The organism is Streptomyces sp. NPDC056222, from assembly GCF_042264065.1.
Taxonomy (GTDB): domain Bacteria; phylum Actinomycetota; class Actinomycetes; order Streptomycetales; family Streptomycetaceae; genus Streptomyces.
On sequence record NZ_JBHJTL010000068.1, the window covers coordinates 18,984 to 44,457 of the forward strand.

Annotated in this window: 21 protein-coding genes; 11 read left to right on the forward strand and 10 right to left on the reverse strand. The window is 71.6% G+C overall.

Annotated features, from left to right (window positions below; all coding sequences use genetic code 11):
* Positions 1–43: 43 nt before the first annotated feature.
* Entirely contained in the window at positions 44–1,432 is a 1,389-nt protein-coding gene (gene lpdA, locus ACFC0D_RS26980; RefSeq protein WP_376440962.1) for a dihydrolipoyl dehydrogenase, read from the reverse strand.
* Between the two features lie 303 nt (positions 1,433–1,735).
* Positions 1,736–3,250: a leucyl aminopeptidase gene (locus ACFC0D_RS26985; protein ID WP_376440964.1), complete on the reverse strand. Its 1,515-nt coding sequence runs from the start codon at positions 3,248–3,250 to the stop codon at positions 1,736–1,738.
* A gap of 326 nt (positions 3,251–3,576) precedes the next feature.
* Here ACFC0D_RS26985 and ACFC0D_RS26990 point away from each other — a divergent pair, with 326 nt between their 5' ends.
* From ACFC0D_RS26990 to ACFC0D_RS27005, 4 genes are read left to right on the forward strand one after another with little or no spacing between them, the layout of a single operon-like run.
* Positions 3,577–5,604, forward strand: coding sequence for a hypothetical protein (locus ACFC0D_RS26990; protein ID WP_376440967.1), 2,028 nt, complete (start codon positions 3,577–3,579; stop codon positions 5,602–5,604).
* Positions 5,605–5,661: 57 nt separating this feature from the next.
* Positions 5,662–7,185: a GT4 family glycosyltransferase PelF gene (pelF, locus tag ACFC0D_RS26995; RefSeq protein ID WP_376440970.1), complete on the forward strand. Its 1,524-nt coding sequence runs from the start codon at positions 5,662–5,664 to the stop codon at positions 7,183–7,185.
* Positions 7,182–8,606: a hypothetical protein gene (locus ACFC0D_RS27000; protein WP_376440973.1), complete on the forward strand. Its 1,425-nt coding sequence runs from the start codon at positions 7,182–7,184 to the stop codon at positions 8,604–8,606. Before pelF ends, ACFC0D_RS27000 begins: the two co-directional genes overlap by 4 nt.
* Before the next feature lie 7 nt (positions 8,607–8,613).
* On the forward strand, positions 8,614–9,234 hold the full coding sequence (locus ACFC0D_RS27005; protein WP_376440976.1) for a spherulation-specific family 4 protein: 621 nt from the start codon (positions 8,614–8,616) through the stop codon (positions 9,232–9,234).
* 15 nt (positions 9,235–9,249) lie between these two features.
* Here ACFC0D_RS27005 and ACFC0D_RS27010 read toward each other — a convergent pair whose 3' ends face one another.
* Positions 9,250–10,428, reverse strand: coding sequence for a hypothetical protein (locus ACFC0D_RS27010; RefSeq protein ID WP_376440979.1), 1,179 nt, complete (start codon positions 10,426–10,428; stop codon positions 9,250–9,252).
* Between the two features lie 56 nt (positions 10,429–10,484).
* Positions 10,485–11,249, reverse strand: a complete 765-nt coding sequence (cobS, locus tag ACFC0D_RS27015; RefSeq protein ID WP_376440982.1) for an adenosylcobinamide-GDP ribazoletransferase — start codon at positions 11,247–11,249, stop codon at positions 10,485–10,487.
* 67 nt (positions 11,250–11,316) lie between these two features.
* Between cobS and ACFC0D_RS27020 the strand changes: the two genes are divergently transcribed.
* Positions 11,317–12,096: a hypothetical protein gene (locus ACFC0D_RS27020; RefSeq protein WP_376440985.1), complete on the forward strand. Its 780-nt coding sequence runs from the start codon at positions 11,317–11,319 to the stop codon at positions 12,094–12,096.
* On the opposite strand, the gene ACFC0D_RS27025 is transcribed toward ACFC0D_RS27020, so the two are convergent.
* The 4 genes from ACFC0D_RS27025 to ACFC0D_RS27040 form a co-directional block, all read right to left on the reverse strand.
* Positions 12,024–12,785 (reverse strand): hypothetical protein, encoded by a 762-nt coding sequence (locus ACFC0D_RS27025; RefSeq protein WP_376440988.1) that lies wholly within the window; start codon positions 12,783–12,785, stop codon positions 12,024–12,026. The two genes, ACFC0D_RS27020 and ACFC0D_RS27025, sit on opposite strands and share 73 nt — an antisense overlap.
* Positions 12,782–14,542: a phosphatidylglycerol lysyltransferase domain-containing protein gene (locus tag ACFC0D_RS27030; RefSeq protein WP_376440991.1), complete on the reverse strand. Its 1,761-nt coding sequence runs from the start codon at positions 14,540–14,542 to the stop codon at positions 12,782–12,784. The genes ACFC0D_RS27025 and ACFC0D_RS27030 overlap by 4 nt, the downstream gene beginning before the upstream one ends.
* A 96-nt stretch (positions 14,543–14,638) precedes the next feature.
* On the reverse strand, positions 14,639–15,727 hold the full coding sequence (gene cobT, locus ACFC0D_RS27035; RefSeq protein WP_376440995.1) for a nicotinate-nucleotide--dimethylbenzimidazole phosphoribosyltransferase: 1,089 nt from the start codon (positions 15,725–15,727) through the stop codon (positions 14,639–14,641).
* A 44-nt stretch (positions 15,728–15,771) separates the two neighbouring features.
* On the reverse strand, positions 15,772–16,977 hold the full coding sequence (locus tag ACFC0D_RS27040) for a bifunctional adenosylcobinamide kinase/adenosylcobinamide-phosphate guanylyltransferase (RefSeq protein WP_376440998.1): 1,206 nt from the start codon (positions 16,975–16,977) through the stop codon (positions 15,772–15,774).
* Positions 16,978–17,068: 91 nt separating this feature from the next.
* Here ACFC0D_RS27040 and ACFC0D_RS27045 point away from each other — a divergent pair, with 91 nt between their 5' ends.
* On the forward strand, positions 17,069–17,272 hold the full coding sequence (locus ACFC0D_RS27045; protein WP_376441001.1) for a hypothetical protein: 204 nt from the start codon (positions 17,069–17,071) through the stop codon (positions 17,270–17,272).
* 69 nt (positions 17,273–17,341) lie between these two features.
* On the opposite strand, the gene ACFC0D_RS27050 is transcribed toward ACFC0D_RS27045, so the two are convergent.
* A complete protein-coding gene (locus ACFC0D_RS27050) occupies positions 17,342–18,076 on the reverse strand; it encodes a class I SAM-dependent methyltransferase (RefSeq protein WP_376441004.1) in 735 nt (244 codons plus the stop codon).
* 80 nt (positions 18,077–18,156) lie between these two features.
* The gene (locus ACFC0D_RS27055; protein WP_376441007.1) at positions 18,157–18,753 is read right to left on the reverse strand and encodes a DUF3043 domain-containing protein; all 597 of its coding nucleotides are present in this window, start codon (positions 18,751–18,753) and stop codon (positions 18,157–18,159) included.
* A gap of 269 nt (positions 18,754–19,022) precedes the next feature.
* Between ACFC0D_RS27055 and ACFC0D_RS27060 the strand changes: the two genes are divergently transcribed.
* From ACFC0D_RS27060 to ACFC0D_RS27080, 5 genes are all read left to right on the forward strand, one after another.
* Positions 19,023–19,820: a PspA/IM30 family protein gene (locus ACFC0D_RS27060; protein WP_376441010.1), complete on the forward strand. Its 798-nt coding sequence runs from the start codon at positions 19,023–19,025 to the stop codon at positions 19,818–19,820.
* Between the two features lie 12 nt (positions 19,821–19,832).
* Positions 19,833–20,111 (forward strand): hypothetical protein, encoded by a 279-nt coding sequence (locus tag ACFC0D_RS27065; protein ID WP_376441013.1) that lies wholly within the window; start codon positions 19,833–19,835, stop codon positions 20,109–20,111.
* Positions 20,112–20,196: 85 nt separating this feature from the next.
* Entirely contained in the window at positions 20,197–21,423 is a 1,227-nt protein-coding gene (locus ACFC0D_RS27070) for a sensor histidine kinase (RefSeq protein ID WP_376441016.1), read from the forward strand.
* Entirely contained in the window at positions 21,420–22,112 is a 693-nt protein-coding gene (locus ACFC0D_RS27075; protein WP_376441019.1) for a response regulator, read from the forward strand. Before ACFC0D_RS27070 ends, ACFC0D_RS27075 begins: the two co-directional genes overlap by 4 nt.
* 157 nt (positions 22,113–22,269) lie before the next feature.
* Entirely contained in the window at positions 22,270–25,428 is a 3,159-nt protein-coding gene (locus tag ACFC0D_RS27080; RefSeq protein WP_376441022.1) for an efflux RND transporter permease subunit, read from the forward strand.
* Positions 25,429–25,474: the final 46 nt, after the last annotated feature.

Consider the following 25,474-nt stretch of genomic DNA (forward strand, 5'->3'; position numbering starts at 1 on the left):
GAATTGCGGAAAGTGGTCGTCGCGCCCGTGGATGACGTGAGCGTCAGTCGTGGGAGTGCAGAGGCTTGCCGGCCAGCGCCAGGTGCGCCTCGCCGAGCGCCTCGTTCTGCGTCGGGTGGGCGTGGATGAGCTGCGCGACCTCGGCCGGCAGCGCCTCCCAGTTGTAGATCAGCTGCGCTTCGCCGACCTGCTCGCCCATGCGGTCACCGACCATGTGGACGCCGACCACGGCACCGTCCTTGACCTGGACGAGCTTGATCTCGCCCGCGGTCTTCAGGATCTTGCTCTTGCCGTTGCCCGCGAGGTTGTACTTCAGGGCGACGACCTTGTCCGCGCCGTAGATCTCCTTGGCCTTGGCCTCGGTGATACCGACGGAGGCGACCTCGGGGTGGCAGTACGTCACCCGCGGCACGCCGTCGTAGTCGATCGGAACGGTCTTCAGACCCGCCAGTCGCTCCGCCACCAGGATGCCCTCGGCGAAGCCCACGTGCGCGAGCTGCAGGGTCGGGACGAGGTCGCCGACCGCGGAGATCGTGGGCACGTTGGTACGCATGTACTCGTCGACGAGGACGTAGCCGCGGTCCATCGCGACGCCCTGCTCCTCGTAGCCGAGACCGGACGAGACCGGGCCGCGGCCGATGGCGACGAGCAGGACCTCCGCCTCGAAGGTCTTGCCGTCGGCCAGGGTGACCTTGACGCCGCTGTCGGTGTACTCGGCGGACTGGAAGAAGGTGCCGAGGTTGAACTTGATGCCGCGCTTGCGGAAGGCGCGCTCAAGAAGCTTGGAGCTGTTCTCGTCCTCGACCGGGACCAGGTGCTTCAGGCCCTCGATGACGGTGACGTCCGTACCGAAGGACTTCCACGCGGAGGCGAACTCGACGCCGATGACACCGCCGCCGAGGATGATCGCGGACTCCGGGACGCGGTCCAGGGTCAGCGCGTGGTCCGAGGAGATGATGCGGTTGCCGTCGATCTCCAGGCCCGGCAGCGACTTCGGTACGGAGCCGGTGGCGAGGAGGACGTGACGACCCTCGACGCGGCGGCCGTCCACGTCGACGGAGGTCGGGGAGGAGAGGCGGCCGTGGCCCTCGATGTATGTCACCTTGCGGGAGGCGACCAGACCCTGCAGACCCTTGTAGAGGCCCGAGATCACATCGTCCTTGTACTTGTGGACGGCCTTGATGTCGATGCCCTCGAAGGAGGCCTTGACACCGAACTGCTCCGCCTCGCGGGTCTGGTCGGCGACCTCGCCGGCGTGGAGCAGGGCCTTCGTCGGGATGCAGCCGTTGTGCAGGCAGGTGCCGCCGAGCTTGTTCTTCTCGATCAGTGCGACGTCCAGGCCCAGCTGCGCTCCGCGCAGCGCCGCGGCGTAACCGCCGCTACCGCCGCCGAGGATCACTAGGTCGAAAACGGTGCTGGCGTCGTTCGCCACGTCACGTCCTCCATGCATGTGCGCCGCTCGCCGGCACCCTGTCCCGCTTCCGGGGGGATTGACCGGCCTGTCGGCTGGTGTTCGGCCGCTTTTATTTCGGCCCTGTGGTGGGGGCCCTGTCCTGCCGAGAACCCATCTTCGCACTTGTTGCCGGAAGGCGGGACGCGGGGCCGGTGTCTGAGACGGGGGGATCGTCCGTACGGCCGGGTAACAGAGGCGTACGAACCTACGGATTTCGTCGAGGGCGCAACGGATACGGCCCCGGGGAGCGGGTCCCCGGGGCCGTGTACGTCACACGACGGCTCAGAGCTCGCCGTCGGCCGTCCGCTCGGCCAGCTTCACCAGGGTGCGGACCGCGGAGCCCGTGCCGCCCTTGGGGGTGTAGCCGTACGGAGCGCCCTCGTGGAAGGCCGGGCCCGCGATGTCGAGGTGGGCCCAGGTGATGCCCTCGCCCACGAACTCCCGCAGGAACAGACCGGCGACCAGGCCGCCGCCCATCCGCTCGCCCATGTTCGCGATGTCCGCGGTCGGGGAGTCCATGCCCTTGCGCAGGTCCGCGGGGAGCGGCATCGGCCAGGACTGCTCGCCGACCTCCTCGGCGATCTCGTGGATCGCGGTGCGGTAGTCGTCGTCGTTGGCCATGATGCCGAAGGTCCGGTTGCCCAGGGCCAGCACCATCGCGCCGGTCAGCGTCGCCACGTCGACGATCGCGTCCGGGTTCTCCTCCGAGGCCCTGGTCAGCGCGTCGGCGAGGACGAGCCGGCCCTCGGCGTCGGTGTTGAGGACCTCGACGGTCTTGCCGCTGTACATGCGCAGCACGTCGCCGGGGCGGGTGGCCGAGCCCGACGGCATGTTCTCGGCCAGCGCCAGCCAGCCGGTGACGTTGACGGCCAGGCCGATGCGGGAGGCGGCGACGACCGCGGCGAACACGGCGGCGGCGCCGCTCATGTCGCACTTCATCGTCTCGTTGTGACCGGCCGGCTTCAGGGAGATGCCGCCCGAGTCGTAGGTGATGCCCTTGCCGACCAGCGCGAGGGTCTTCTCCGCCTCCGGGTGGGTGTAGGCGATCTTGACCAGGCGCGGGCCGCGGACCGCGCCCTTGCCGACGCCGAGGATGCCGCCGTAGCCGCCCTTGTCGAGCGCCTTCTCGTCGAGCACCTGCACCTTGAGGCCGTGCTCCTTGCCCGCGGCGGTGACGATGGCGGCGAACGTCTCGGGGTAGAGGTCGTTCGGCGGCATGTTGATCAGGTCGCGGGCGCGGTTGATCTCCTCGGTGAGCGCCAGCGCACGCTCGGCGGCGGCCTTGAAGGCCTTGTCACGCGGCTTGGCGCCGAGCAGGGCGACCTCGGCCAGCGGCTTCTTCGCGTCCTTGCCGTTCTTGCTTTCCTGGTACGCGGTGTAGGCGTACGCACCGAGCAGGGCGCCCTCGGCGATCGCCTCGGCGTCCTCGGCGGCGGTGATCGGCAGCGCGAACGCGGCCTTCTTGGCGCCGGTCAGGGTGCGGGCGGCGGTGCCGGCGGCGCGGCGCAGGGCCTCGGCGCCGTACGCCTGGCCGTCCTCGGGGGCGGAGCCCAGGCCGACGGCGAGCACGACGGGGGCCTTCAGGCCGGCGGGGGCGGGCAGCTTGATGGCCTCACCCTCGGCACCCGCGGCGCCCAGGGTCTCCAGGACAGCGGCGAGCTTGCCGTCGAACGCCTGGTCCACGGCCTCGGCGCCCGGGGCGACGAGCAGACCCTTTCCGGACTTCGCTACGCCGACGACAAGGGCGTCGGCGCGCAGCGTCGCCGCGCCGGCAGTGCTGAGAGTGAGAGCAGTCACGGTGGTGAAATCTCGCTTCCATTGAGTTCTGTGGCGGTCGAGGGATGGGCCGACCGTGCCCGCCGCATCGTATTTCGGCCCGGGGAACGCCGAGAACGAGCCTACGCTCGCTCTTCGTCTTCGCTCACGGCGACGGTGATTCACTCATCCGTGGTGTCTCTTTCACGTTTACCCCTCAGTGTCGGAGAGCTCGGTCACACTCGCCTCATTCGCGCAAGGGCAGCAGCCGCTCCTTTGCATCATCCGCATCATCTCCACAGGTCCTCCCTAAACGGCCGGGCCTGTCGATGGGGGGACACCACCAGATGGACTCTGTCGGATCCCGTATGCCCAGGACAGCCAGGACGGCATCCCTAGTGGCCGCCGCGCTCCTGGCCACCGTCATCCCGTCCGCGGGGGCCAGCGCGGCCGAAGTGGTTCCGCGGATCGACCTCACCGTCCTGGTCGTCGACGACGGCGGCAGCGCCGTGGAGGCGATCACCTCCGAACTTCGCTCCACAGGCGTCCCGTACCGACGGGTCGATCTGGCCGATTCCGGCCGCCCGGTCATCAACGCCGGATTCCTCAGCGACACGGTCTCCGGGCGCCCCCGGGCCAAGTACCAGGGCGTCGTCCTGCCCCACGAGTCCGCCTTCGGCCCCGACTCGGCCGAGCAGGCGGCCCTCACCGCGTACGAGAGGACCTTCGGCATCCCGCAGGTCGACGCGTACACCTGGGCCCACCCCGGCGTCGGTCTCGACTACACCAGCGAAGGGGGCCTGTCCGGTCCCCTCGACGGGGCCGCGGCCTCCGTCACCGCGGCCGGCCGGGCCGGACCCTTCCGCCACCTGGACGGGCCGCTGACCTTCGAGGACAACGACCCGACGATCTCCGAGAGCTACGGCTACGCCGGCCGTCCGCGCGAGGGCTTCACCAGCTTCCTCGACATCCCCGTCGACGGCGGCGGCCGGGCCAGCCTGATCGGCGAGTACGCCCACGACGGGCGCCGCGAACTGGTCGTCACCTTCGCCTACAACCAGTACCAGCGGCAGTTCCGGGCGCTCGCCCGCGGCATCGTCGAATGGCTCACCCAGGGCGTCCACCTCGGCCAGAGCCGCAGCTACTTCTCCGTCCACGTCGACGACGTCCTCGCCCCCGACGCCCGCTGGGACACGGTCCGCAACTGCACCCCCGGCGACTTCGACTGCCCCGGCGGCGACGGCGAGGCCGGCGAGAACCCGATCCGGATGACCGCCGCCGACGCCACGTACGCCGCCGCCTGGCAGAAGTCCTCCGGCTTCACCCTCGACATGGTCTACAACGGTGGCCAGGGCGAGCAGTGGAAGACCGAGCACGGAGGCACCGACCCGCTCGCGGCCCGGCTGATCGCCGACCGTGCCCAGTACCGCTGGGTGAACCACACCTACACCCACCCCTTCCTCGGCTGCGTCCAGGACAACACCACCGTCCCCTGGAAGTGCGCCAAGAACGCCACCGGCGCCACCCTGTGGACGAGCCGCAGCGTGATCTCCGGACAGATCCGCGACAACCACAACTGGGCCGTCGCCAAGGGGATCTCCGTCGACCGCACCGAGCTCGTCACCGGCGAGCACTCGGGGCTCAAGACCTCGCCGCAGCAGCCCGTCGACAACCCGAACCTGGCCGGCGCGCTCTCCGACAACGGCGTGAAGTGGATCGCCAGCGACAACTCCCGCGAGCCCCAGCAACGAGCCGTCGGCGCCGCCAAGACCGTCCCGCGGCACCCCATGAACGTGTACTACAACGTGGGAACGGCCGCCGAGATGGCCGACGAGTACAACTGGATCTACACCTCGCGCGCCGACGGCGGCAGCGGGATCTGCGAGTCCAACCCGGCCTCCACCTGCCTGCCCGCACCGCTCGACACCACCACCGGGTACGCCTCCCACATCGTCCCGCAGGAGGCGCGCACGGCCCTCTCGCACATCGTGGCGAACGACCCGCGCCCGCACTACGTCCACCAGTCCAACCTCGCCGAGGAGCGGATCCTCTACCCCGTACTCGACCGGGTCCTCGCCGACTACCGGGCCCTCTTCGCCGACAACACCCCGCTGGTGAACCCCCGTCAGCGCGACGTCGGCACCGAGCTGAACCGCCGCGCCGCCTGGGACCAGGCGCTCGCGGCCGGCCAGGTCACCGCGTACCGCATCGGCACCACCGTCACCGTCAAGGCGCCCGCCGGCGTGACCGCGCCGATCACCGTCCCCGAGGGCACGCGCAAGCAAATCCTCCTCGGCACCGCGGTGTTCGGGACGGCCTACGCCGGAACGCGCTCGGCCTGGACGGCGCCGGAGTCCCTGCAGAGCGCGACCACGCTCCGGCTCCCGACCGTCTGAGACCCGCCGACCGCCTCGCGCACCGACCGCTGACCGTACGTTCTGGGGGAAACGCACATGCCGAGCAGTGGCCGTCACGTCACCATGCTCACCGAAGGCACCTATCCGCATGTCCACGGGGGAGTCAGCACCTGGTGCGACCAGCTCGTCCGGGGGATGCCCGAGGTCGACTTCGAGGTCCTCGCCCTCACCGGCAGCGGCCGCGAACCGGTCACCTGGGAGCTGCCGTCCAACGTCCGTCAGCACACCGCCTTCCCGCTCTGGGGCCTCGCCCCGGAGCGGGGGCGGGCCCCGCGCGGCCGGGCACGCCGTCGCCTGGTCGACACCTATGAGCGCTTCCTGCTCTCGATACTCGACCCGGGCGCCGGCTGCGACTTCGGCGAGGGCCTCTACGCCCTGGCCGAACTCGCCCGGCGCGGAGGGCTCACCGCGGCCCTGCGCTCCGAAAGCATGCTCCGCTCCCTGATGTGGATCTGGACCATGCCGCATCTGCCGACGGCCGCGGCCAGGCCCACCGTCCACGACGCGCTCACCGCCACCGATCTGCTGGAGCACGCGCTGCGGCCGCTCGCCGCCCGGATATCGGCCGGCAGCGTCGCGCACGCCGTCTCCAGCGGCCTTGCGACGCTGCCGGCGCTCGCGGCCCAGCACTTCGAAGGAGTGCCCTTCCTGCTCACCGAACACGGCATCTACCTGAGAGAGCGTTACCTCGGCTACCGCACCGAGGCCCAACGCTGGCCCGTCAAGGCCCTGATGCTCGGTTTCTACCGCGAGCTCAACACCCTCGGCTACCGCAAGGCCGACCTGATCACCCCCTGCAACCAGTACAACCGGCGCTGGGAGGAGCGCGGCGGCGCACCCGCCGCCCGCATCCGGACCGTCTACAACGGTGTCGACCCGCACGCCTTTCCCTACGCGGGCCCCGAGCCGGAGGTCCCCACCCTGAGCTGGTGCGGCCGGATCGACCCCATCAAGGACCTGGAGACGCTGATCCGGGCGTACGCGATCTCCCGCGCCGAACTCCCGGAGCTGAGGCTCAGGTTGTTCGGCCCGGTACCGGCAGGGAACGAGGACTACCGGACCCGCCTGGAGAAACTGGCGGCCGAACTGGGCGTCACCGACGGCATCACCTTCGAGGGCCGGGTCTCCGACGTCGCCGGTGCCTACGCGGCGGGGAGCGTGGTGGCGCTGTCCTCGATCAGCGAAGGCTTCCCCTTCTCCCTGATCGAAGCCATGTCCTGCGGCCGGGCCACGGTGTCCACGGATGTGGGCGGAGTGCGGGAGGCCGTCGGCGACACGGGACTCGTCGTCCCGCCCCGCGAACCCGCCGTGCTGGCCGCGGCCATGACGGAGCTGCTGCGCGACGGGGAGCGGCGCGCCGAACTGGGCCGCCGGGCCCGGCAGCGGGTCGTCGACCGCTTCACCCTGCACCGCTCGGTGGACGGGTTCCGTCGGATCTACCGCGAACTCGCCGGGCAGCCCGTCGCTCCACCGGTCGATCTCGACGACGGAAGGGACTGGACCGTGCGCCTCACCGACCCCTGGCGCCAGGAACTCGTCGGCGGAGGCTCCCTGTCGTGAGCGGCTCGCTGTGGCTCAAGAACGGCACGATGCGGGACACCCTGCCGGTGATCCCACGCCCTCACTCGGACGCCGGGCAGAGGCTCCTCGTGCAGGATCCGCCCGATCGGGATCCCCTCGATCAGGGCGCCCTCGCCGTCGACCCGCTCGACGAACTCGCCGAGCGGCTCGACGCGTTGGCCGCCGGCGCCGTGCACCCCGACGAGATCGCCGCGATCCTCGAATCCGACGGCATGACCGACGACCACATCCGCCTCACCTACGGGCGCGCCGACTCCTTCGCGCTCGCCGAGGACCTCTACGCGCGCGTGGAACGGCGCCACCCCCAGCCGGAGGCCCCGCCCACCGGGCCCTGGCACAGCGGTCTCGTCGGCTGCCTGCTGCGCGGACTCGTCTTCGCCCTGCCCGGCCTCGCGTACGTCCTCGCGGCGCCGCTCCTTGCCGGGCCGGGTAAGGGCCCGCTGCTCGCGTCGGCCGTGGCCGGATGGGTGTGGAACCAGGCCCTGGCCCATCGCGCGTACTCCTGGCTCGGCCTCGGCGAACGCGGGGCGGCCGCCCGCGCCCTGCTCCTCGGCGGCCCGGCGGGTGCGCTCGTCGGCTCGGCCGTCGCCCTCGCCGCCGCCGGGCCCGGAGCGTGGCCCGTCGTCGTCTTCGCCGCCGGACAGTCCCTCTACCTCGGCGCCGCGACCGTCCTGCTCGTCCTCGGCCGCGAACGCGCCCTGCTCTGCGCCCTGCTGCCGCTCGCCGGAGCGGTTCCCGCGTTCTGGTACGACCTCCCCGACGCCCTTCGCGCCGGGCTGCTCGTCCTCGCCCTGGCGACCACGGTCACCTTCGCGGCGATCGTGCTGCGCCCGGGCCCGAGGCTCCGGTCAGGCCCGCCGCTGGTCGCCTCCCTCCCGTACGGCCTCTTCGGCCTCGGCACCGGCCTGCTGGTGCTGTACGCGGGAGTCGGCGACGCCCTGGTGACGGGCGCCGCGCCCGTGGTCGCGCTGACGCTGTCGATGGGGCCCGCCGAGTGGCTGCTGCACCGCTTCCGCCGCGAGACCCTCACCGGACTGCGCACCCTCACGAGTGCCCGTGCGTTCCGACGGGCGGCCGCGGGGACGCTGGCGCACTGCCTCGGCGCGTATCTCGCCGTCCTGCTCGCCCTGGCCTCCGTCGGCACGCTGCTGTGGCCGGGGGCTCCGGCGCTCGACGGGGCCCGGCTCCTCGGGCTGCTGCTGGTCGGGGTCGTGCTCTGGCTCGCCCTGCTCCTCCAGGCCTTCGGCGCGGTTCGCAGCGCGGCCGCGGTGTGCACGCTCGCCGCGGTGGCGCAGACCCTCACCCCGACGGCCGGCCCCGTCGCGGCCGGGGCGGCGGCCACCGTCCTGGCCGTCCTGGCCGGCGCCCTGCTCATACGCCCGACAGCCCACCGCGCCTAGGACGATCGTGAAAAAACCTTCCCTCCTCGTGCCCTTCTACGAGCATCCCGCAGAGCGACCGGATGCCTGGGACGCCGTGATCGAGGCCGCGCCGTCGCTGTACGGCGTCGTCCTCAACCCCGCGAACGGCGCGGGGCGGACACCCGATCCCGCCTTCGCCGCCGTCGCCGAGCGGCTCCGCGCCGCCGGGACGCGGGTCCTCGGCTACGTCGACACCGCGTACGGCCGCCGACCGCACGGCGAGGTCGTCGCCGAGCTGCTGCGCCACCGCGACTGGTACGGCGCCGACGGGGCGTTCCTCGACCAGGTGCCGACCGCGTCCGAGGCCCTCGAGCACTTCCGGCGCATCGGCGTCGCCGCCCGAGCCGCCGGGGCCCGGACGCTGGTCCTCAACCACGGCGCCCACCCCGACCCCGGCTTCGCCGCGCTCGCCGATCTGCTGGTCACCTTCGAGGGCCCCTGGGACTCCTACCGGGCCCTCGACCTCCCGGTCGCCGACCACTACTGCCACCTGGTCTACGCGGCCCCTCGCGAGGCACTGCCGACCACCCGCGTCCACTGCGCGGTCCCGGGCGCGGGCGCCCACCCGTGGGGCACGCTCCCGCATGCCCTGGAGCCGGCCGGATGACCCGGCGGCCGACGGTCAGTCGCGGGTGACGGAGTAGCAGGTGGCCCGGCCCTCGCCGTTGTCCGTCCACTCCCGCGCGGTCGACCACGTGTACCAGGACCGGTCGCCGGCCGCGTCCGCGCACGCCCGCTCGGCCCGGTCCATCGCCGACCGGGTCCCGGGCCAGCCACCCGCGAGCCTGTGCTGCCCCAGGACCTTGCCGTCGTAGGAGCCGGTGCAGGGCACCCGCGTCACCAACCGGTGCTGACGCAGACCGGTGTTGAAGTCCATGCAGTCCCCGGACTTGGTGTCGTACGTGGCGACCACCGCCGTTCCCGCGTCCAGCGTGCGCTCGGCGGGCGTCGCCGCGGCGGTCGGCTTCGAGGCGCCGAATCCGCCGAGGGTGAGTTCGGCGTGGAGCGCGGTGACCTCCGTGAGGGCACTGTCCTTCTCCTTGGTGAGCAGGGCGGACAGATCGGCCCGGGCACGGGTGATCCGGCCGTCCGCGTCGACGTCGACGGTCACCGGGATCGGTGGGGTCCTCACGGTGTCGTTCAGCGGAATGGGGACGAACTCCTTCCGCAGGTCGTACGGGAAGAGGTTCATGGCCGCCGCCAGAGGGAACGTGGCGGTGTACGAACGCCCCGCCGTGCCCGACTGGGCCGTCGCCTCCGCGGTCCCGAGCGCCTCCAGGAGCGTGCCGCCGACCGCGGCCTCGGAGCCGCGCAGATGGCTGATCGAGTCGATGCCCCAGAGCGGCTTGATGTCGCCCGAGTACCGCAGCCAGTAGCCGGCCGAGGCGGGGCGGTAGTGGATGGTCTGGGTGTCCACCGTGTACCGGCTGGAGGTGTCGCCCGTGGTCCGCCCCGGAAGGGAGCCGAGGATCGTCGCGCGCGCGTCCTCCGGGAACTGCCGGGGAACGCGCCAGCTGCTCGCCGCCTCGCCCCGGCTGCCGGTGAAGTCCACGCGTCCCGTGAGGGTCTGGACCGCCTCGCCCTGCCGGGAGGTGAAGGTGACGATCTGGCGGAGCTCGGCGCTGCCGGCCTTCTGGGTGTGGCGCAGCGCGAGGAAGACCTGCCGGTCGAGCGGCTCGGAGAACACGGGGTGGGCGGCCGGCTTCGCGGCCCCGCCGTCGTCGGTGCCGCCGCCGCAGGCGGTGAGGGAAAGGGAGGCTGCGGCGAGCGCGGCAGCGGTACGGGCAAGGCGTCTGATCACGCCTTCATGACCGGGCGGACCTGCGGAAGGTTGCCCTCCGGCAGGTCACGGAACGATCACCCGAGCGTCAGCGCGACGAGCGCCACCGTCCCGGCCGTCTCCTCCACCGCTCCGAACACGTCGCCGGTCACCCCGCCGAACCTCCGCACGCACCGGCGCAGCAGCAAAGCCGCCGCGCCGAGACCCGCCGCTGCCGCCAGGACGTGACGGATCGCGTCGTACGGGGAGAACAGCGCGCCCGCGGCGGCGCACAGGACGAGGACGCCCCCGGTGACCAGCGCGGCCGAGCGCACCGGGACCGTGGCGGCGACCATCGCGCCCAGGCCCTCCGGGCGGGCCGCCGGGACACCGTGGCGGGAGGCGTGGGTGAGGGCGAGGCGGGCGACGGTCGCGGCGAGTGCGGCGGCGACCGTGCCGTACGCCCAGCCCTCCTCGTACAGCCGGTACAGCGCGGCGACCTGGGCGAGCAGGACGAAGAGCAGCACGATGACACCGAACGGGCCGATGTCCGACTGCTTCATGATCCGCAGCGCGTCCTCCGCGGGCTTGGCGCTGCCCAGCCCGTCCGCCGTGTCCGCGAGGCCGTCCAGGTGCAGGCCCCGGGTCATCAGCGCCGGTACGGCGGCGGTGACGACGGCCGCGAGCAGCGGGCCGGAGCCGAACAGGAGGAACAGGCCGCCGAGCGCCGCGGAGAAGAGACCCACGACGAGGCCCGTGAGCGGGGCCCACAACATGCCGGCGCGCGCCGCGTCCCTGTCCCAGCGGGTGATGCGGGCGGGAAGCACGGTGAGAGTGCCGAAGGCGAAACGCAGGCCATCCATCCGGGCAGGGTAGAGCAGACCGCTACCTTGTAAATTGCGCATCAGGTACATACCGGAAGCGGGTGGCATGGGTCACTGGTTCTACAGCAACTTCGTCGAGCCCGGGAAGCTCCCGTTGCTCATCGCCCTGTTCTCCTTCGTGGTGACCTTCTTGGTCACGCGGACGATCGTGCGGATGATCAGGGCGGGGAAGGGCCCGTTCGGCAATGTGCAGTCCGCCGGCGGACTGCACATCCACCATGTCGTGCCCGGTGTCGTCCTCACCGTCGTCGGCGGCTTCGGCGCGGTAGCCAGCGGCCGGGAGGGGATCACCGCCTGTGTCTTCGCGGCGGTCTTCGGGGTCGGCGCCGGCCTCGTCCTCGACGAGTTCGCGCTGATCCTCCACCTCGACGACGTCTACTGGAGCGAGCAGGGCCGCAAGAGCGTCGAGGTCGTCGTCCTGACCGCCGCGCTGGTGGTCCTGGTCCTCGGCGGCTTCTCGCCGCTCGGCGTCAACGAACTCACCCCCGACGAGCGCCAGAACCGGGCCACCGTCGTCCTCACCATCGTGGTGAACTTCCTCTTCGTCCTGATCGCCCTGGTGAAGGGGAAGTTCCGGCTCGCGGTGCTGGGCACCCTGGTGCCGTTCGTCGCGATCGTCGGAGCGGTCCGGCTCGCCCGGCCCGGCTCCTGGTGGTCCCGCCACTTCTACCGCCGGCGCCACCGGGCCCGCGCCAAGTCCCGGCTGCGCACCTACCGGCACGACCGGCGCTGGGACCGGGTCCGCCGACGGACTCAGGATCTGATCGGCGGCTTCCAGGAGCGGGTCCCCGGCCGAGGCTCCGGCTCGGGGTCCGGCGGCGGCTGACGGCGCTCCCGCCACGCCGTGAACGCCACGAGCACCAGCACCGCGGCGATCGCCGCCAGATGCTCCTTGCCCGCCAGGTTGCTCTTGATCAGCACCTCCACCACCATCGCGACGATCACCAGCGCCCCGGTCCAGTGGGCCCGGTGGCGCCAGCAGACGTAGACGGCGAGGCCGACCACGGCCGCCGAGGGGCCGGTGTCGACGACCCGGGCGTCCGAGGCGGGCAGCCCGAGAGGGCTGTCCGGGCCGAGCGCGATGCCCACCCTCGCGTACAACGTCCCGGCCAGTGTCGCCAGATATGCGATGGCGAGGGTCCGCCACCTCCCCAGACAGATCTCGGCGATGCCGAACACCAGCAGGACCTGTGCCAGCGCGCCCCACACCGGCAGGTCGAGCGCCGGGACGAAGAGCGAGAGCGGCGTACGCAGCAGGGCGAGCCAGAGCGGGTCCTCGGCCCGCACCGAGCCGATGTTCTGGACCGGCTGGTAGCCCCAGTCCTGGTTCTGCACGAGCTGGAAGAGCGCCGTGAGGCACACGGCGGCCAGCGTCATCGGTACGGCACTCCCCCAAGCTCTCGGCTTCGCTCGAGCAGGGAGGTACCCCCATCTCTTCGTGACGAGCGCGGTCCGTACGGCGGTGTACAGCGGGCCCCACTCGCGGTGCGCGAACTCCCGGACGGCGGACCTCAACGCCTGCCCTCCAGATGCTTGCGGTGCAGCCACTTCGGCAGACCGGGGGCCTCCAGGAAGCCCTCGGCGCGGCCCGCGGCGAGGCCGATGCGCAGCAGATCGGCGCTCTTCTCGAAGAGCATGAAGCGGGGCTCCCAGATCGGTCGGTACTTGGCGTTGGCGCGGTACAGCGACTCGATCTGCCACCAGCGGGAGAAGAAGCTGAGCAGCGAACGCCACATGCGCAGCACGGGTCCCGCCCCGAGCTTCGAGCCACGTTCGAAGACGGAACGGAACATGGCGAAGTTGAGCGACACCTGGGTGATCCCGATCTCCTTGGCGCGCTGGAGGAGTTCGATGACCATGAACTCCATCAGGCCGTTCTCCGAGTCCCGGTCACGGCGCATCAGGTCCAGCGAGAGGCCCTTGGGGCCCCAGGGCACGAAAGACAGCACCGCCCGCAGCTCGCCCTGTCCGTCGGTGCACTCCAGCATCACGCACCGGCCGTCCCGGGGGTCGCCGAGACGGCCGAGCGCCATCGAGAAGCCCCGTTCGGTGGCCCCGTCGCGCCAGTCGTCCGCCTTGCGGAGCAGCACGTCCATCTCGTCGGCGGGGATGTCCTCGTGGCGCCGGATCCGTACCTCGTACCCGGCCCGCTTGACCCGGTTGAAGGCCTGTCGCACCGTGCGCATGGCGCGTCCGTCGAGGGTGAACTCGTCGGTCTCCACGATCGCCTCGTCGCCCAGCTCCAGGGCGTCCAGGCCGTGCCGGGCGTAGATGGTGCCGGCCTCCTCGCTCGCGCCCATCACCGCCGGGACCCAGCCGTGCTCGCGGGCCTCGGCCAGCCAGGGTTCGATCGCCCCCGGCCAGGCCTCCGGGTCGCCGATCGGGTCGCCGGAGGCGAGCGAGACCCCGCCGACCACCCGGTAGGCGATGGCGGCCTTCTCGCTGGGGGACCACACCACGCTCTTCTCGCGGCGCAGCGCGAAGTAGCCGAGCGAGTCGCGGTCGCCGTACTTGTCGAGCAGCAGCCGCAGCTTCTCCTCGTCGCCCTCCGTCAGCGGATCGACGGCCCGGCGCGAACGGAACGCGGCATAGAGCACGGCGATGATCAGAAGCGTGGACAGCACGTTGATGGTGACGTCGACCCAGCCGGGGGTGGCGATCCCGTCGAAGCGCGAGTCGTCGGCGGCCAGGGTGATCAGCCGCATCACGCCGTACCGCCAGCGCTCCAGGAAGGTGGAGCCGCCGGTGGCGGTGTTGGTGACGGTGACCAGGACGGCGGCGAGCAGGGAGGTGACGAGCAGTCCGCCGACCGCCACGACGGCGGCGGCCAGCGGGTTGGAGCGGTCGCCCTTCGCGTAGAACTCCTTGCGGCCGAGCAGCAGCGCGAGCACGAACCCGGCGGTCAGGACGAGCGAGATCCAGTTCTGGGCGTGCTGCCGGATCTCGGGGAAGGCCATCGCGAGGGCGAAGAGGGCGAGGAAGAGTCCGCTGAGGACGATGTTGAGGATCCATGCGGCGCGCTTGCGGCGGCGCATGGTGATCGCCAGGAAGAGGGTGAAGACACCCGATGCGAAGCCCGCGGTCAGCAAGTACGGAGTGAAGTAGTCGTCCGTGTTGTGTCTGCGGAGGTCCTGGCCGAGCGAGACCCACACGGCGCTCAGGAAGTTGATGAACGTGACGGCGCGCAGGTACCAGACGGCGAACGCGGCGCTGCGCCGCGAACGGACGGTGCCCCGGGGCGTTCCTTCGGTGGACAAACGGACCTCTCCCATGAAAAGCGATCATATGGGGCACCGCTTGCCATGGCGGGGCGCCGGAGGCGGTCGTCCGCGCGTGGCGGAACGACTACCTCCGGGCCCGTGATCCGACTAGCTCTCCTCGTCCGGGGAGTCCGCCCCGGCATCGTCCGGAATGGTCGGTTCCGGCTGCTCGGGCAGCTCCGCGGCGAGCGCCGCCGCGGCCTGGACGAGGGGAAGAGCGAGCATGCCCCCGGTTCCCTCACCCACGGAGACGCCATGGTCGAGCAGCGGGTTGAGTGCCATCCGGTCCAGCGCCTTCGCCTGCGCCGGCTCACCGCTGACCTGACCCGCCAGCCACCAGTCCGGCGCCCGGAACGCCGCCCGCTGCGCCACCAGCGCACAGGCCGCACCCACCACACCGTCCAGGATCACCGGCATCCGGCGCACCGCGCTCTGCAGCAGGAAGCCCGTCATCGCCGCCAGGTCCGCCCCGCCGACCGCCGCGAGCAGCTCCAACTGGTCCCCTAGGACCGGCCGGGCGCGCCGCAGCGAGTCCCGGACCGCCGCGCACTTGCGCATCCACGCCAGATCGTCGATCCCGGCGCCGCCCCGGCCGGTCACCACCGAGGCGTCCGTCCCGCACAGGGCCGCGATCAGGGTCGAGGCCGGCGTCGTACCGCCCACGCTCAGATCGCCGAGCACGACCAGATCCGTACCCGAGTCGGCCTCCTCGTCGGCGATCGCCATGCCGAGCCGTACCGCCGCCTCGGTCTCCTCCGTGGTCAGCGCGTTCTCGACGTCGATCCGGCCGCTGCCGCGCCGCACCCGGTGGCGTACCACCTCGGCCGGCAGCAGCTCCGGCTCGCAGTCCAGACCGGCATCGACCACCCGCACCGGGACGTTCGCCGCGCGGGCGAGGACCGCCACCGGGCTCGCGCCGTCGAGGACCGAGCGGACCAGCTCGTAGGCGGTCCCGGCCGGACGCCCGGACACCCCGAGCGATGCCACCCCGTGATCGCCCGCGAAGAGCACCACGCGCGGCTGCTCGATCGCCCGCACCTCGACCGAACCCTGCGCCGCCGAGAGCCACTCGCCGAGTTCGTCGAGCCGGCCGAGCGCACCGGGCGGAACGATCAACCGCTCCCGGCGTTCCTCGGCGTCACGCCGTATCCCGCCGTCGGGGCGCTCGATCAGATCGGAGAAGTCGTCCAGGTTCAAGGCTCTTCCTTGTGACGTCGGCGGTGGCCATCGGTGATCGCACCCTACCCGCGCAGCACCAGAGCCTGTCCCGCGACGACGAGGAGTACCTGCTCGCACTCGTCGCCGAAGGCCGCGTTCAGCCGGCCCAGCTCGTCCCGGAAGCGCCGCCCCGCCGCCGTGGCGGGCACGACCCCCGAGCCCACCTCGTTGGTGACGGCGACGACCGTACGGGAGGTGGCGCGGACCGCCGCCACCAGTTCCTCGACCCGCTTCCGCAACGCCTCCTGCCCGCCGTCCGCCCACCGCTCGTCGTCCCAGGCCCCCACCCCGTCCATCGCGTCCGTCAGCCAGAGGGACAGGCAGTCGATCAGCAGCGCCGGACCCTCGGCCTCGGCAAGGAGCGGTACAAGGTCGCAGGTCTCCGCCGTACGCCAGGAACCGGGCCGCCGGTCCCGGTGCAGGGCCACCCGCTCCGCCCACTCCGGGTCGGCCTCGCGGGTCCCGGAGGTCGCCACGTACAGCACCTCGGGGAACGTCTCCAGGCGCCGCTCGGCCTCCACCGACTTGCCCGACCGGGCCCCGCCGGTCACCAGGGTGCGGCGGGGGACCTCGGGCACGGCGTGGTACTCGCCGACGTACAGGGTGGTGCCGTCCGGCACCGTCCGCGCCCCGGCCGCGGCGAGGCGACGGTCCAGCTCCGCGCCGTTCGGCACGTCGTGGTCGAGATGGACGGCGATCACTTCGGTGCTCTCGGAGACCGCCCCGGTCGCCCGCAGCCTGGCCAGCGCGTCCGGGCGGCCCGTGACGTCCATGACGACCATGTCGTAAGGACTGTGGTGATTGTCGGTCAGTCCGGCGGGGGAGCCGCCCGGCGGCAGATAGAGCAGTCGCTCGCTCTCCGGGGACGTCACCTCGTACCCCGTACCGGGTGAGTCCATCGGCACCGCCCGCACCCGGTGCCCGCTGATCAGCGTCAACTCCCGTCCGTCCGGCACCCGCCCCGCGGACGGCAGCCCGGCCGGCACCTCCACGGCCGGTCCGTCGTGCGGATGCGTCAGGAGCACCTGCCGTACGCCGACCAGCGAATGCCCCGCTCGGGCGGCGGCCAGCGCGGCCCCCGGCGTCAGGTCGAGCAGCAGCGCCTCGTCCACGAGCAGCGCGGTGGCGGCCCGCGCCCGGTCGCCGCGGGAGGACGCGCACACGGCGCAGGGGCAGTCGGGGCGGGGGAGCCCGAGGGGGGCGCCGGTGCCGAGCAGAGTCAGTTCCACGCATTGATCCTCCCGCGTCACCGCGAGGGGTGCGCGCCCGGCTACGCTGCGGGCAGGAAACCGATCATCCGGTGAGCCTCAGGAGGCGGACATGGCATGGACGTGGCGGTTCGAGAAGTCCGACGGCACGGAGACCGCTCCCGCGGTGGAACCGGAGGAGTGGACGACCCAGGGCGACGCCGAGTCCTGGATCGGTGAGGTCTGGAAGGACCTCCTCGAGGGCGGAGCGGACCAGGCCACGCTCTTCGAGGACGAGACCAAGATCTACACGATGTCCCTGAACGCGGAGGCGTAGGACTCCCTGCGGCCGGTCCCTCCGCGGGCCCGGCCGCTCGCCGTCCCGCCCCCCGTGGGGCGGGCGGGGTCAGCCCCGGACACCGCACAGGTGCAGCAGCGCCGCTATCCGGCGGTACGGTTCCACTCGCCCGGCACGGTCCTCGGCGGCGAGCAGCCGCTCCAGCTCCTCGGCGGCCGGCAGGCCCACATCGCCCGCCATGCCGTCGGTGAAGACCCGCACGCCGTACCAGGCGTGCAGCGGTGCGGCGATCCCCGCCAGCGTCGACGTCAGCGCGTCGAGCCGGTCGGCCCGCACCTTGAATCCGTTGTCGTCGGTGTACGTGTCCGACTCGAAGCCGGTCAGCGCGCCCGACCAGTCCCCGGCCAGACCGGGCCGCATGGCCAGCGCGTCCGCGTTACGAACGACGAGGGAGAGCAGGCCTCCGGGGGCCAGCATCCGGGCGAGGCCCGCGAGCAGGGCGTCCGGCTCGTCCGCGTACATCAGGACACCGTGGCAGAGCACCACGTCGAAGCTGCCCGGCAGGAAGTGCACACCGGTCTCGCGGCCGTCGCCCTCGATCAGCCGGACCCGCTCACGGATCCCGGCCGGTTCGGTGGCCAGCGAGTCCCGGGCGGCCTTGAGCAGCTCGGGATCGGCCTCCAGGCCGGTCACCGTGTGACCCGCCCGTGCCAGTCGCAGCGCCTGGGTTCCCTGCCCCATGCCCGCGTCCAGGATCCGCAGCCGCTGCCCCACCGGGTAGCGGCCGGCTATCTGCTCGTCGAGCTGGCGCGCGATGAGCTCCTGGCGGACGGTCTCGCGCAACCCCCCGTAACCGCTCGGCCACGGGGAGACGGCGGGCAGCAGCGGACCGCTGCCCGCGCCTGAACCGGAGCCGTTCGTGCTCAGGGCCGCTCTCCGCGCTTGACCTGCGGCTTCGGCAGTCGCAGTCGGCGCATCTGGAGCGTACGCATCAGGCCGTAGGCCACGGCACCCCGCTTCGGCTCGTTCGGGAAGCGCTCGTTCAGCTGCTTCTTCAGACGGAGCCAGATGCCGATCGAGTCGATGACGATCATCACGATCACACCGAGCCAGAGCAGCAGCGAGATGTTCTGCAGCGACGGGACACGGATCATCGACAGGACGAGGATCACCACGGCCATCGGGAGGAAGAACTCCGCGATGGAGAAGCGCGAGTCGACGAAGTCGCGCACGAAGCGGCGGACCGGACCCTTGTCACGGGCCGGCAGATAACGCTCGTCGCCGCTGGCCAGCGCCTCGCGCTGACGAGCCAGGTCGGTGCGGCGGGCCTCGCGCTGGCGCTTGGCGGCCTCCTTGCGGTCGGTCGGCACCGTCGCGGCGCGACGGCGCTGGGTCTGCGCCTCACTCCGCTTCGGGGTCGGGCGGCCCTTGGGGGCCTCGGGGTCGCGGGGCTGCTTGGAGAGGTCCGCCGTCACCTTGTCGGTGGGGGCCTTCTCTTCCTTGGAACGGCTACGGAACACATTCCCCAGAGTACGTGGTGGGGGGTGTGGACCCCAGTCCGGCCGGGAACGATCCGGTATCGGCCTGCGTCTGTGGGGGTACGCACGGACGACACGCACGCTTTCCCTGAGGTCCATCTACACCCTGGGCCTGAGAGAACGCACGCGTAGTCGTCCTTGGGGAGGAGCACATCCGGCCCCGAACAGTGCGGTAATGGAGGCAGGGACCGTACTGTGGATCCTGTTGGAGTGCTTGAGCCGAGTCCGTCAGAAGGGGGCGCGCGAAGCCCATGAGCGGTGTCATGAAGCGTATGGGGATGATCTTCCGCGCGAAGGCAAACAAGGCCCTCGACCGGGCCGAGGATCCGCGCGAGACCCTCGATTACTCCTACCAGAAGCAGCTGGAGCTTCTGCAGAAGGTCCGGCGGGGCGTCGCCGACGTGGCGACGTCGCGCAAGCGCCTCGAACTGCAGCTGAACCAGCTCCAGGGCCAGTCCGCCAAGCTGGAGGACCAGGGCCGCAAGGCGCTGGCGCTCGGCCGTGAGGACCTGGCCCGAGAGGCGCTGTCCCGGCGGGCGGCGCTGCAGCAGCAGGTGAGCGACCTCGAGGTGCAGCATCAGACGCTGCAGGGCGAGGAGGAGAAGCTCACGCTGGCCGCGCAGCGACTCCAGGCCAAGGTCGACGCCTTCCGTACGAAGAAGGAGACGATCAAGGCGACCTACACCGCCGCGCAGGCGCAGACCAGGATCGCCGAGTCGTTCTCCGGCATCTCGGAGGAGATGAGCGACGTCGGCGTGGCGATCCAGCGCGCCGAGGACAAGACGGCCCAGCTGCAGGCCCGCGCCGGCGCGATCGACGAGCTGCTCGCCTCGGGCGCGCTCGACGACCAGTCGGGCCTGGCCAAGGACGACATCCAGGCGGAGCTTGACCGGCTGTCCGGCGGCACGGACGTCGAGCTGGAGCTCCAGCGGATGAAGGCCGAGCTGGCGGGAGGTCCTTCGGACTCGAAGCAGGCGATCGAGGGCGGTACGGGAACGCCGCAGGACCAGGGCCGGCAGTCCTCCAACCCCAGGTTCGACAAGCAGTAAGGACGGCGCGTCATGATCGTAAGGATCATGGGGGAGGGCCAGTGGGAACTGGCCGACAGTCACTTCGTCGAGTTGAACAAGCTGGACGACGAACTGCTCGCCGAGATGGAGTCGGGCGACGCCGACGGCTTCCGCCGTACGTTCTCGGCCCTGCTCGACGCGGTCCGGCGCCTCGGCGAACCGCTCCCCGACGCGGCACTGGAACCCTCGGAACTGATTCTTCCGGAACCTGACGCGACGCTCGAAGAGGTCCGGGAGATGCTCTCCGACGACGGACTGATCCCGGGCTGACGACTCCGAGATCAACGGCAGCGCCCCGCCTCCCGCACCAGGGAAGCGGGGCGCTGCCGTGTCCACCACCCCGTACCGTTGCTCCGTGACCTCCCTCGACAGCGGCTTCCCGCAGGCCCGGCACTGGCTGCGGGCGCACCCCCTCGCCTGCGACGCCGGCCTCGCCCTCGCCGTGCTCGCCTGCATGGTCACGGGATCCTTCGCCGACCCCCACGGCAGCCCCAACGGGCCCACCTTCGGCGACCGCACCCCCGACGCCACCAGCGTCCTCCTCATGGTGCTCGGCGCCGCCGCGCTCGTCCTGCGGCGGCGCGACCCCCTCGCCGTCCTCGCCTTCACCGGAGGGGTCACCCTCGTCGAGCTGATCACCGACGACCGGCCGGCCCCGGTCGCGATGAGCGCCGTCGTCGCGCTCTACACCGTCGCCGCCCGCACCGACCGCCCCACCACCTGGCGCGTGGGACTGCTCACCATGGGCGTCCTGTCGGGCGCCTCGATGCTCTTCGGTCCCACCCCCTGGTACGCGCAGGAGAACCTCGGCGTCTTCGCCTGGGCCGGCATGGCCGCGGCCGCCGGCGACGCCGTCCGCAGCCGCCGTGCCTTCGTCGACGCCATCCGCGAGCGCGCCGAGCGGGCGGAACGGACCCGTGACGAGGAGGCCCGGCGCCGGGTCGCCGAGGAGCGCCTCCGTATCGCCCGCGACCTCCACGACGTCGTCGCCCACCACATCGCCCTGGTCAACGTCCAGGCCGGGGTCGCCTCCCACGTCATGGACAAGCGCCCCGACCAGGCCAAGGAGGCCCTCGCGCACGTCCGCGAGGCCAGCCGCTCCGCCCTCAACGAGCTGCGTGCCACCGTCGGTCTGCTCCGCCAGTCCGGCGACCCCGAGGCGCCCACCGAACCCGCCCCCGGCCTCGCCGTCCTCGACGAGCTGCTCGCCACCTTCCGCAACGCGGGCCTCCCCGTCGAGCTGGCCCGGGCGGACGACGACGCCGAGCTCCCGGCCGCCGTCGACCTCGCCGCGTACCGGATCATCCAGGAGGCGCTGACCAATGTGCAGAAGCACGCCGGCCCGGACGCCAAGGCCGAGGTGAGCGTGGTCCGGGTCGGCCGTACCGTCGAGATCACCGTCCTCGACAACGGAGTGCCGCAGCCGGCGACGCCCGCCGACACCGGCGGGCACGGACTGATCGGCATGAGGGAGCGCGTCACCGCGCTCCACGGCACGCTGACCGCGGCACCCCGCTACGGCGGCGGCTTCCGTGTCCAGGCGATACTGCCCGCAACGGCCCGTACGGGGGAGGACACATGACCATCCGGGTGCTGCTCGCCGACGACCAGGCCCTGCTCCGCAGCGCCTTCAAGGTGCTCGTGGACTCCGAGCCGGACATGGAGGTCGTCGCCGAGGCCGCCGACGGGGCCCAGGCGGTCGCGCTCGCCCGGACCACCGGGGCCGACGTCGTCCTGATGGACATCCGGATGCCCGGCACGGACGGGCTCGCCGCCACCCGGATGATCACCGCGGACCCGGAGCTGTCCGCCGTGCGGATCGTCATGCTGACCACCTTCGAGGTCGACGAGTACGTGGTGCAGTCGCTCCGCGCCGGCGCCTCCGGCTTCCTCGGCAAGGGGGCCGAACCGGAGGAGCTGCTGAACGCCATCCGGATCGCCGCCGCGGGAGAGGCCCTGCTCTCGCCCGTCGCGACCAAGGGTCTGATCGCCAAGTTCCTCGCGCAGGGCGGCAGTTCGGACTCCGAGAGCGGTGAGGACGGGCCGGCGTACTCCGAGCGTCTGGCCGCCCTCACCACCCGCGAGCGGGAGGTCCTCGTCCTCGTCGCCGGCGGCCACTCCAACGACGAGATCGCCGAGCGCCTCGAGGTCAGCCCCCTCACGGTCAAGACGCATGTCAACCGGACCATGGCCAAGCTCGGCGCGCGCGACCGCGCCCAGCTGGTGGTCACGGCCTACGAGTCCGGCCTGGTACGTCCAAGGGTGGAGTGAGGGAGTACCCCGGCGTACTCCAGACGCGGTATGCGCGGGATAAGGAATTGGACCCGGGGGCCGAGGATCCGGGGCTTCCCATGGCTGAAGGTGTAAGCGGGCACCCCTGGAACGTCCTGGCGCCCGCCTGCCGAGTACGCCACAGAAGAGAGACCCCATGTCCTGGCTGTCCAGATTCAGCCTCGCGCAACGGGCCCTGATCGGGCTGATGTCCATCGTCGCCATCGTCTTCGGGGCGATAGCGATACCGCAGCTGAAGCAACAACTGCTGCCCTCGATCGAGCTCCCGATGGTCTCGGTCCTCGCTCCCTATCAGGGCGCGTCGCCCGACGTGGTCGAGAAGCAGGTCGTCGAACCGCTCGAGAACACCATCAAGGCCGTCGACGGCATCAAGGGCGTGACCTCCACCGCCTCCGAGGGCAGCGCCGTGATCATGGCCACCTTCGACTACGGCGACGAGGGCACCAAGCAGCTCGTCGCCGACGTCCAGCAGGCCGTGAACCGGGCGCGTGCGGTGCTCCCGGACGACGTCGACCCTCAGGTCGTCGCAGGTTCGACGGACGACATCCCGACCGTCGTCCTCGCGGTCACCTCCGACAAGGACCAGCAGGCACTCGCCGACCAGCTGGAGCGGACCGTCGTCCCGGCCCTGGAGGACATCGACGGCGTCGGCCAGGTCTCCATCGACGGCGTCCAGGACCTCCAGGTCTCCGTCACCCCGGACGAGAAGAAGCTCGCCGCGGCGGGTCTGAACTCCATGAAGCTCGCGCAGGCTCTCCAGGCGGGCGGCGCGACGGTGCCGGCCGGCTCGTTCTCCGAGGCCGGCAAGAGCCGCACGGTCCAGGTCGGCGGCGGCTTCACCTCTCTCCAGCAGATCCAGGACCTGCGCATCAAGCCCGAGCAGGGCAAGGCCGTCCGTGTGGGCGACGTGGCCACGGTGAAGCAGGAGGAGTCCTCCCGGGTCTCCATCACCCGTACCAACGGCAAGCCCAGCCTGGCCGTGCTGGCCACCATGGACAACGACGGCAGCGCCGTCGCCATCTCCGAGGCCGTCAAGGACAAGCTGCCCGAGCTCCGCAAGGACCTCGGCGCCGGCGCCGAGCTGACGGTCGTCTCCGACCAGGGCCCGGCCGTCTCCAAGTCGATCTCCGGTCTCACGACCGAGGGCGCGCTCGGCCTCGTCATGGCCGTCCTCGTGATCCTGGTCTTCCTGGCCTCGATCCGCTCGACGCTGGTCACCGCGGTCTCCATCCCGCTCTCGGTCGTCCTGGCCCTGATCGTGCTGTGGACCCGTGACCTCTCGCTCAACATGCTGACCCTGGGCGCCCTCACGATCGCGATCGGCCGCGTCGTCGACGACTCGATCGTGGTCCTGGAGAACATCAAGCGGCACCTCGGCTACGGCGAGGAGCGCCAGTCGGCGATCCTCACGGCGGTCCGCGAGGTCGCCGGCGCCGTGACCTCCTCGACCCTCACCACGGTCGCGGTCTTCCTGCCGATCGGTCTGGTCGGCGGCATGGTCGGCGAGCTGTTCGGCTCGTTCAGCCTGACGGTCACCGCCGCGCTGCTCGCCTCGCTCCTGGTCTCCCTCACCGTCGTCCCGGTTCTCTCGTACTGGTTCCTGCGCGCCCCCAAGGGCACGTCGGCGGACCCGGACGAGGCCCGGCGCCTCGCGGAGGAGAAGGAGAACAAGAGCCGCCTCCAGCGCCTGTACGTCCCGGTCCTGCGCTTCGCGACCCGTCGCCGCCTGACCAGCGTGGCGATCGCGATCGTCGTCCTGGTCGGCACCTTCGGCATGGCCCCGCTCCTGAAGACCAACTTCTTCGACCAGGGCGAGCAGGAGGTCATGAGCATCAAGCAGGAGCTGGCTCCGGGCACCAGCCTCGTGGCGGCCGACGAGGCCGCACGGAAGGTGGAGAAGGTCCTCGCCTCCACAGACGGTGTGAAGGACTACCAGGTCACGGTCGGCTCCTCGGGCTTCATGGCGGCGTTCGGCGGCGGTACGGGCGCCAACCAGGCCTCGTACCAGCTGACCCTGGAGGACTCGGCGACGTACGAGAAGACGCGCGACGCCATCGACGAGGCCCTCGCCAAGCTCGACGGCATCGGCGACACGACGATCGCGGCCGGCGACGGCTTCGGCAGCCAGGACCTGAGCGTGGTGGTCAAGGCCTCCGACGCGGACACCCTGAAGAAGGCGTCCGAGGCGGTCAAGGCCGAGGTCGCGCAGCTCGACGACGTCACCGACGTCCAGAGCGACCTGTCGCAGTCCGTGCCGCGGATCTCCGTCAAGGCCAACGCGAAGGCGGCGGACCTCGGCTTCGACGACACGACGCTCGGCATGGCCGTCGCCCAGGCGGTCCGTGGCACCCCCGCCGGCAAGGCGATCCTCGACGACACCGAGCGGAACGTCGTCCTGACCTCGGCGAACCCGGCCACGACGATGGACGGCCTCAAGAAGCTGCCGCTGGGCCCGGTCAGGCTCGGCGACATCGCCGAGGTGAAGCTGGTCCCCGGCCCGGTCTCCATGACCCGGATCGACGGCGCCCGCGCGGCGACGATCACGGCCAAGCCGACCGGTGACAACACCGGCGCGGTGAGCACGGCGCTCCAGTCGAAGATCAACGCGCTCGACCTGCCCGAAGGTGCGACGGCGTCCATCGGCGGTGTCTCCGAGGACCAGTCCGAGGCGTTCGCCAACCTGGGCCTGGCGATGCTCGCGGCCATCGCGATCGTCTTCATGCTCCTGGTCGCGACCTTCAAGTCCCTGATCCAGCCGCTGATCCTGCTGGTGTCGATCCCGTTCGCGGCGACCGGCGCGATCGGTCTCCTGATCGTGACGGGGACGGCGATGGGCGTCCCGGCGATGATCGGCATGTTGATGCTGATCGGCATCGTGGTCACCAACGCGATCGTCCTGATCGACCTGATCAACCAGTACCGGGCCCAGGGCCTGGGCGTCGTCGAGGCGGTCGTCGAGGGTGGCCGCCACCGTCTGCGCCCGATCCTGATGACGGCGCTGGCGACGATCTTCGCGCTGCTCCCGATGGCGCTCGGCATCACCGGCGAGGGCGGCTTCATCGCCCAGCCGCTGGCGGTGGTGGTGATCGGCGGTCTGATCACCTCGACGCTGCTGACGCTGCTGCTGGTCCCGACGCTCTACGCGATGGTGGAGCTCCGCAAGGAGCGCCGCGCGAAGAAGAAGGCGGCGACGAAGGCGAAGAAGCGGGACGGCTCCCTGGACAACCCCGAGCAGCCGGACGTGACCCCCGCGGACGCGACGCTGCTGGACAAGCTGGACGCGCTGGACATCTGACACGCCCAGGGCGCCCCACGGAGGCCCGGCTCGGCACCGACGGTGC

Coding starts and splice junctions, on each gene's coding strand:
- ACFC0D_RS26990 (WP_376440967.1), top strand. CDS start 3,577: ATGCCCAGGACAGCCAGGACGGCATCCCTAGTGGCCGCCGCGCTCCTG.
- pelF (WP_376440970.1), top strand. CDS start 5,662: ATGCCGAGCAGTGGCCGTCACGTCACCATGCTCACCGAAGGCACCTAT.
- cobS (WP_376440982.1), bottom strand. CDS start 11,249: ATGGATGGCCTGCGTTTCGCCTTCGGCACTCTCACCGTGCTTCCCGCC.
- ACFC0D_RS27020 (WP_376440985.1), top strand. CDS start 11,317: ATGGGTCACTGGTTCTACAGCAACTTCGTCGAGCCCGGGAAGCTCCCG.
- ACFC0D_RS27030 (WP_376440991.1), bottom strand. CDS start 14,542: ATGGGAGAGGTCCGTTTGTCCACCGAAGGAACGCCCCGGGGCACCGTC.
- ACFC0D_RS27045 (WP_376441001.1), top strand. CDS start 17,069: ATGGCATGGACGTGGCGGTTCGAGAAGTCCGACGGCACGGAGACCGCT.
- ACFC0D_RS27060 (WP_376441010.1), top strand. CDS start 19,023: ATGAGCGGTGTCATGAAGCGTATGGGGATGATCTTCCGCGCGAAGGCA.
- ACFC0D_RS27065 (WP_376441013.1), top strand. CDS start 19,833: ATGATCGTAAGGATCATGGGGGAGGGCCAGTGGGAACTGGCCGACAGT.
- ACFC0D_RS27075 (WP_376441019.1), top strand. CDS start 21,420: ATGACCATCCGGGTGCTGCTCGCCGACGACCAGGCCCTGCTCCGCAGC.
- ACFC0D_RS27080 (WP_376441022.1), top strand. CDS start 22,270: ATGTCCTGGCTGTCCAGATTCAGCCTCGCGCAACGGGCCCTGATCGGG.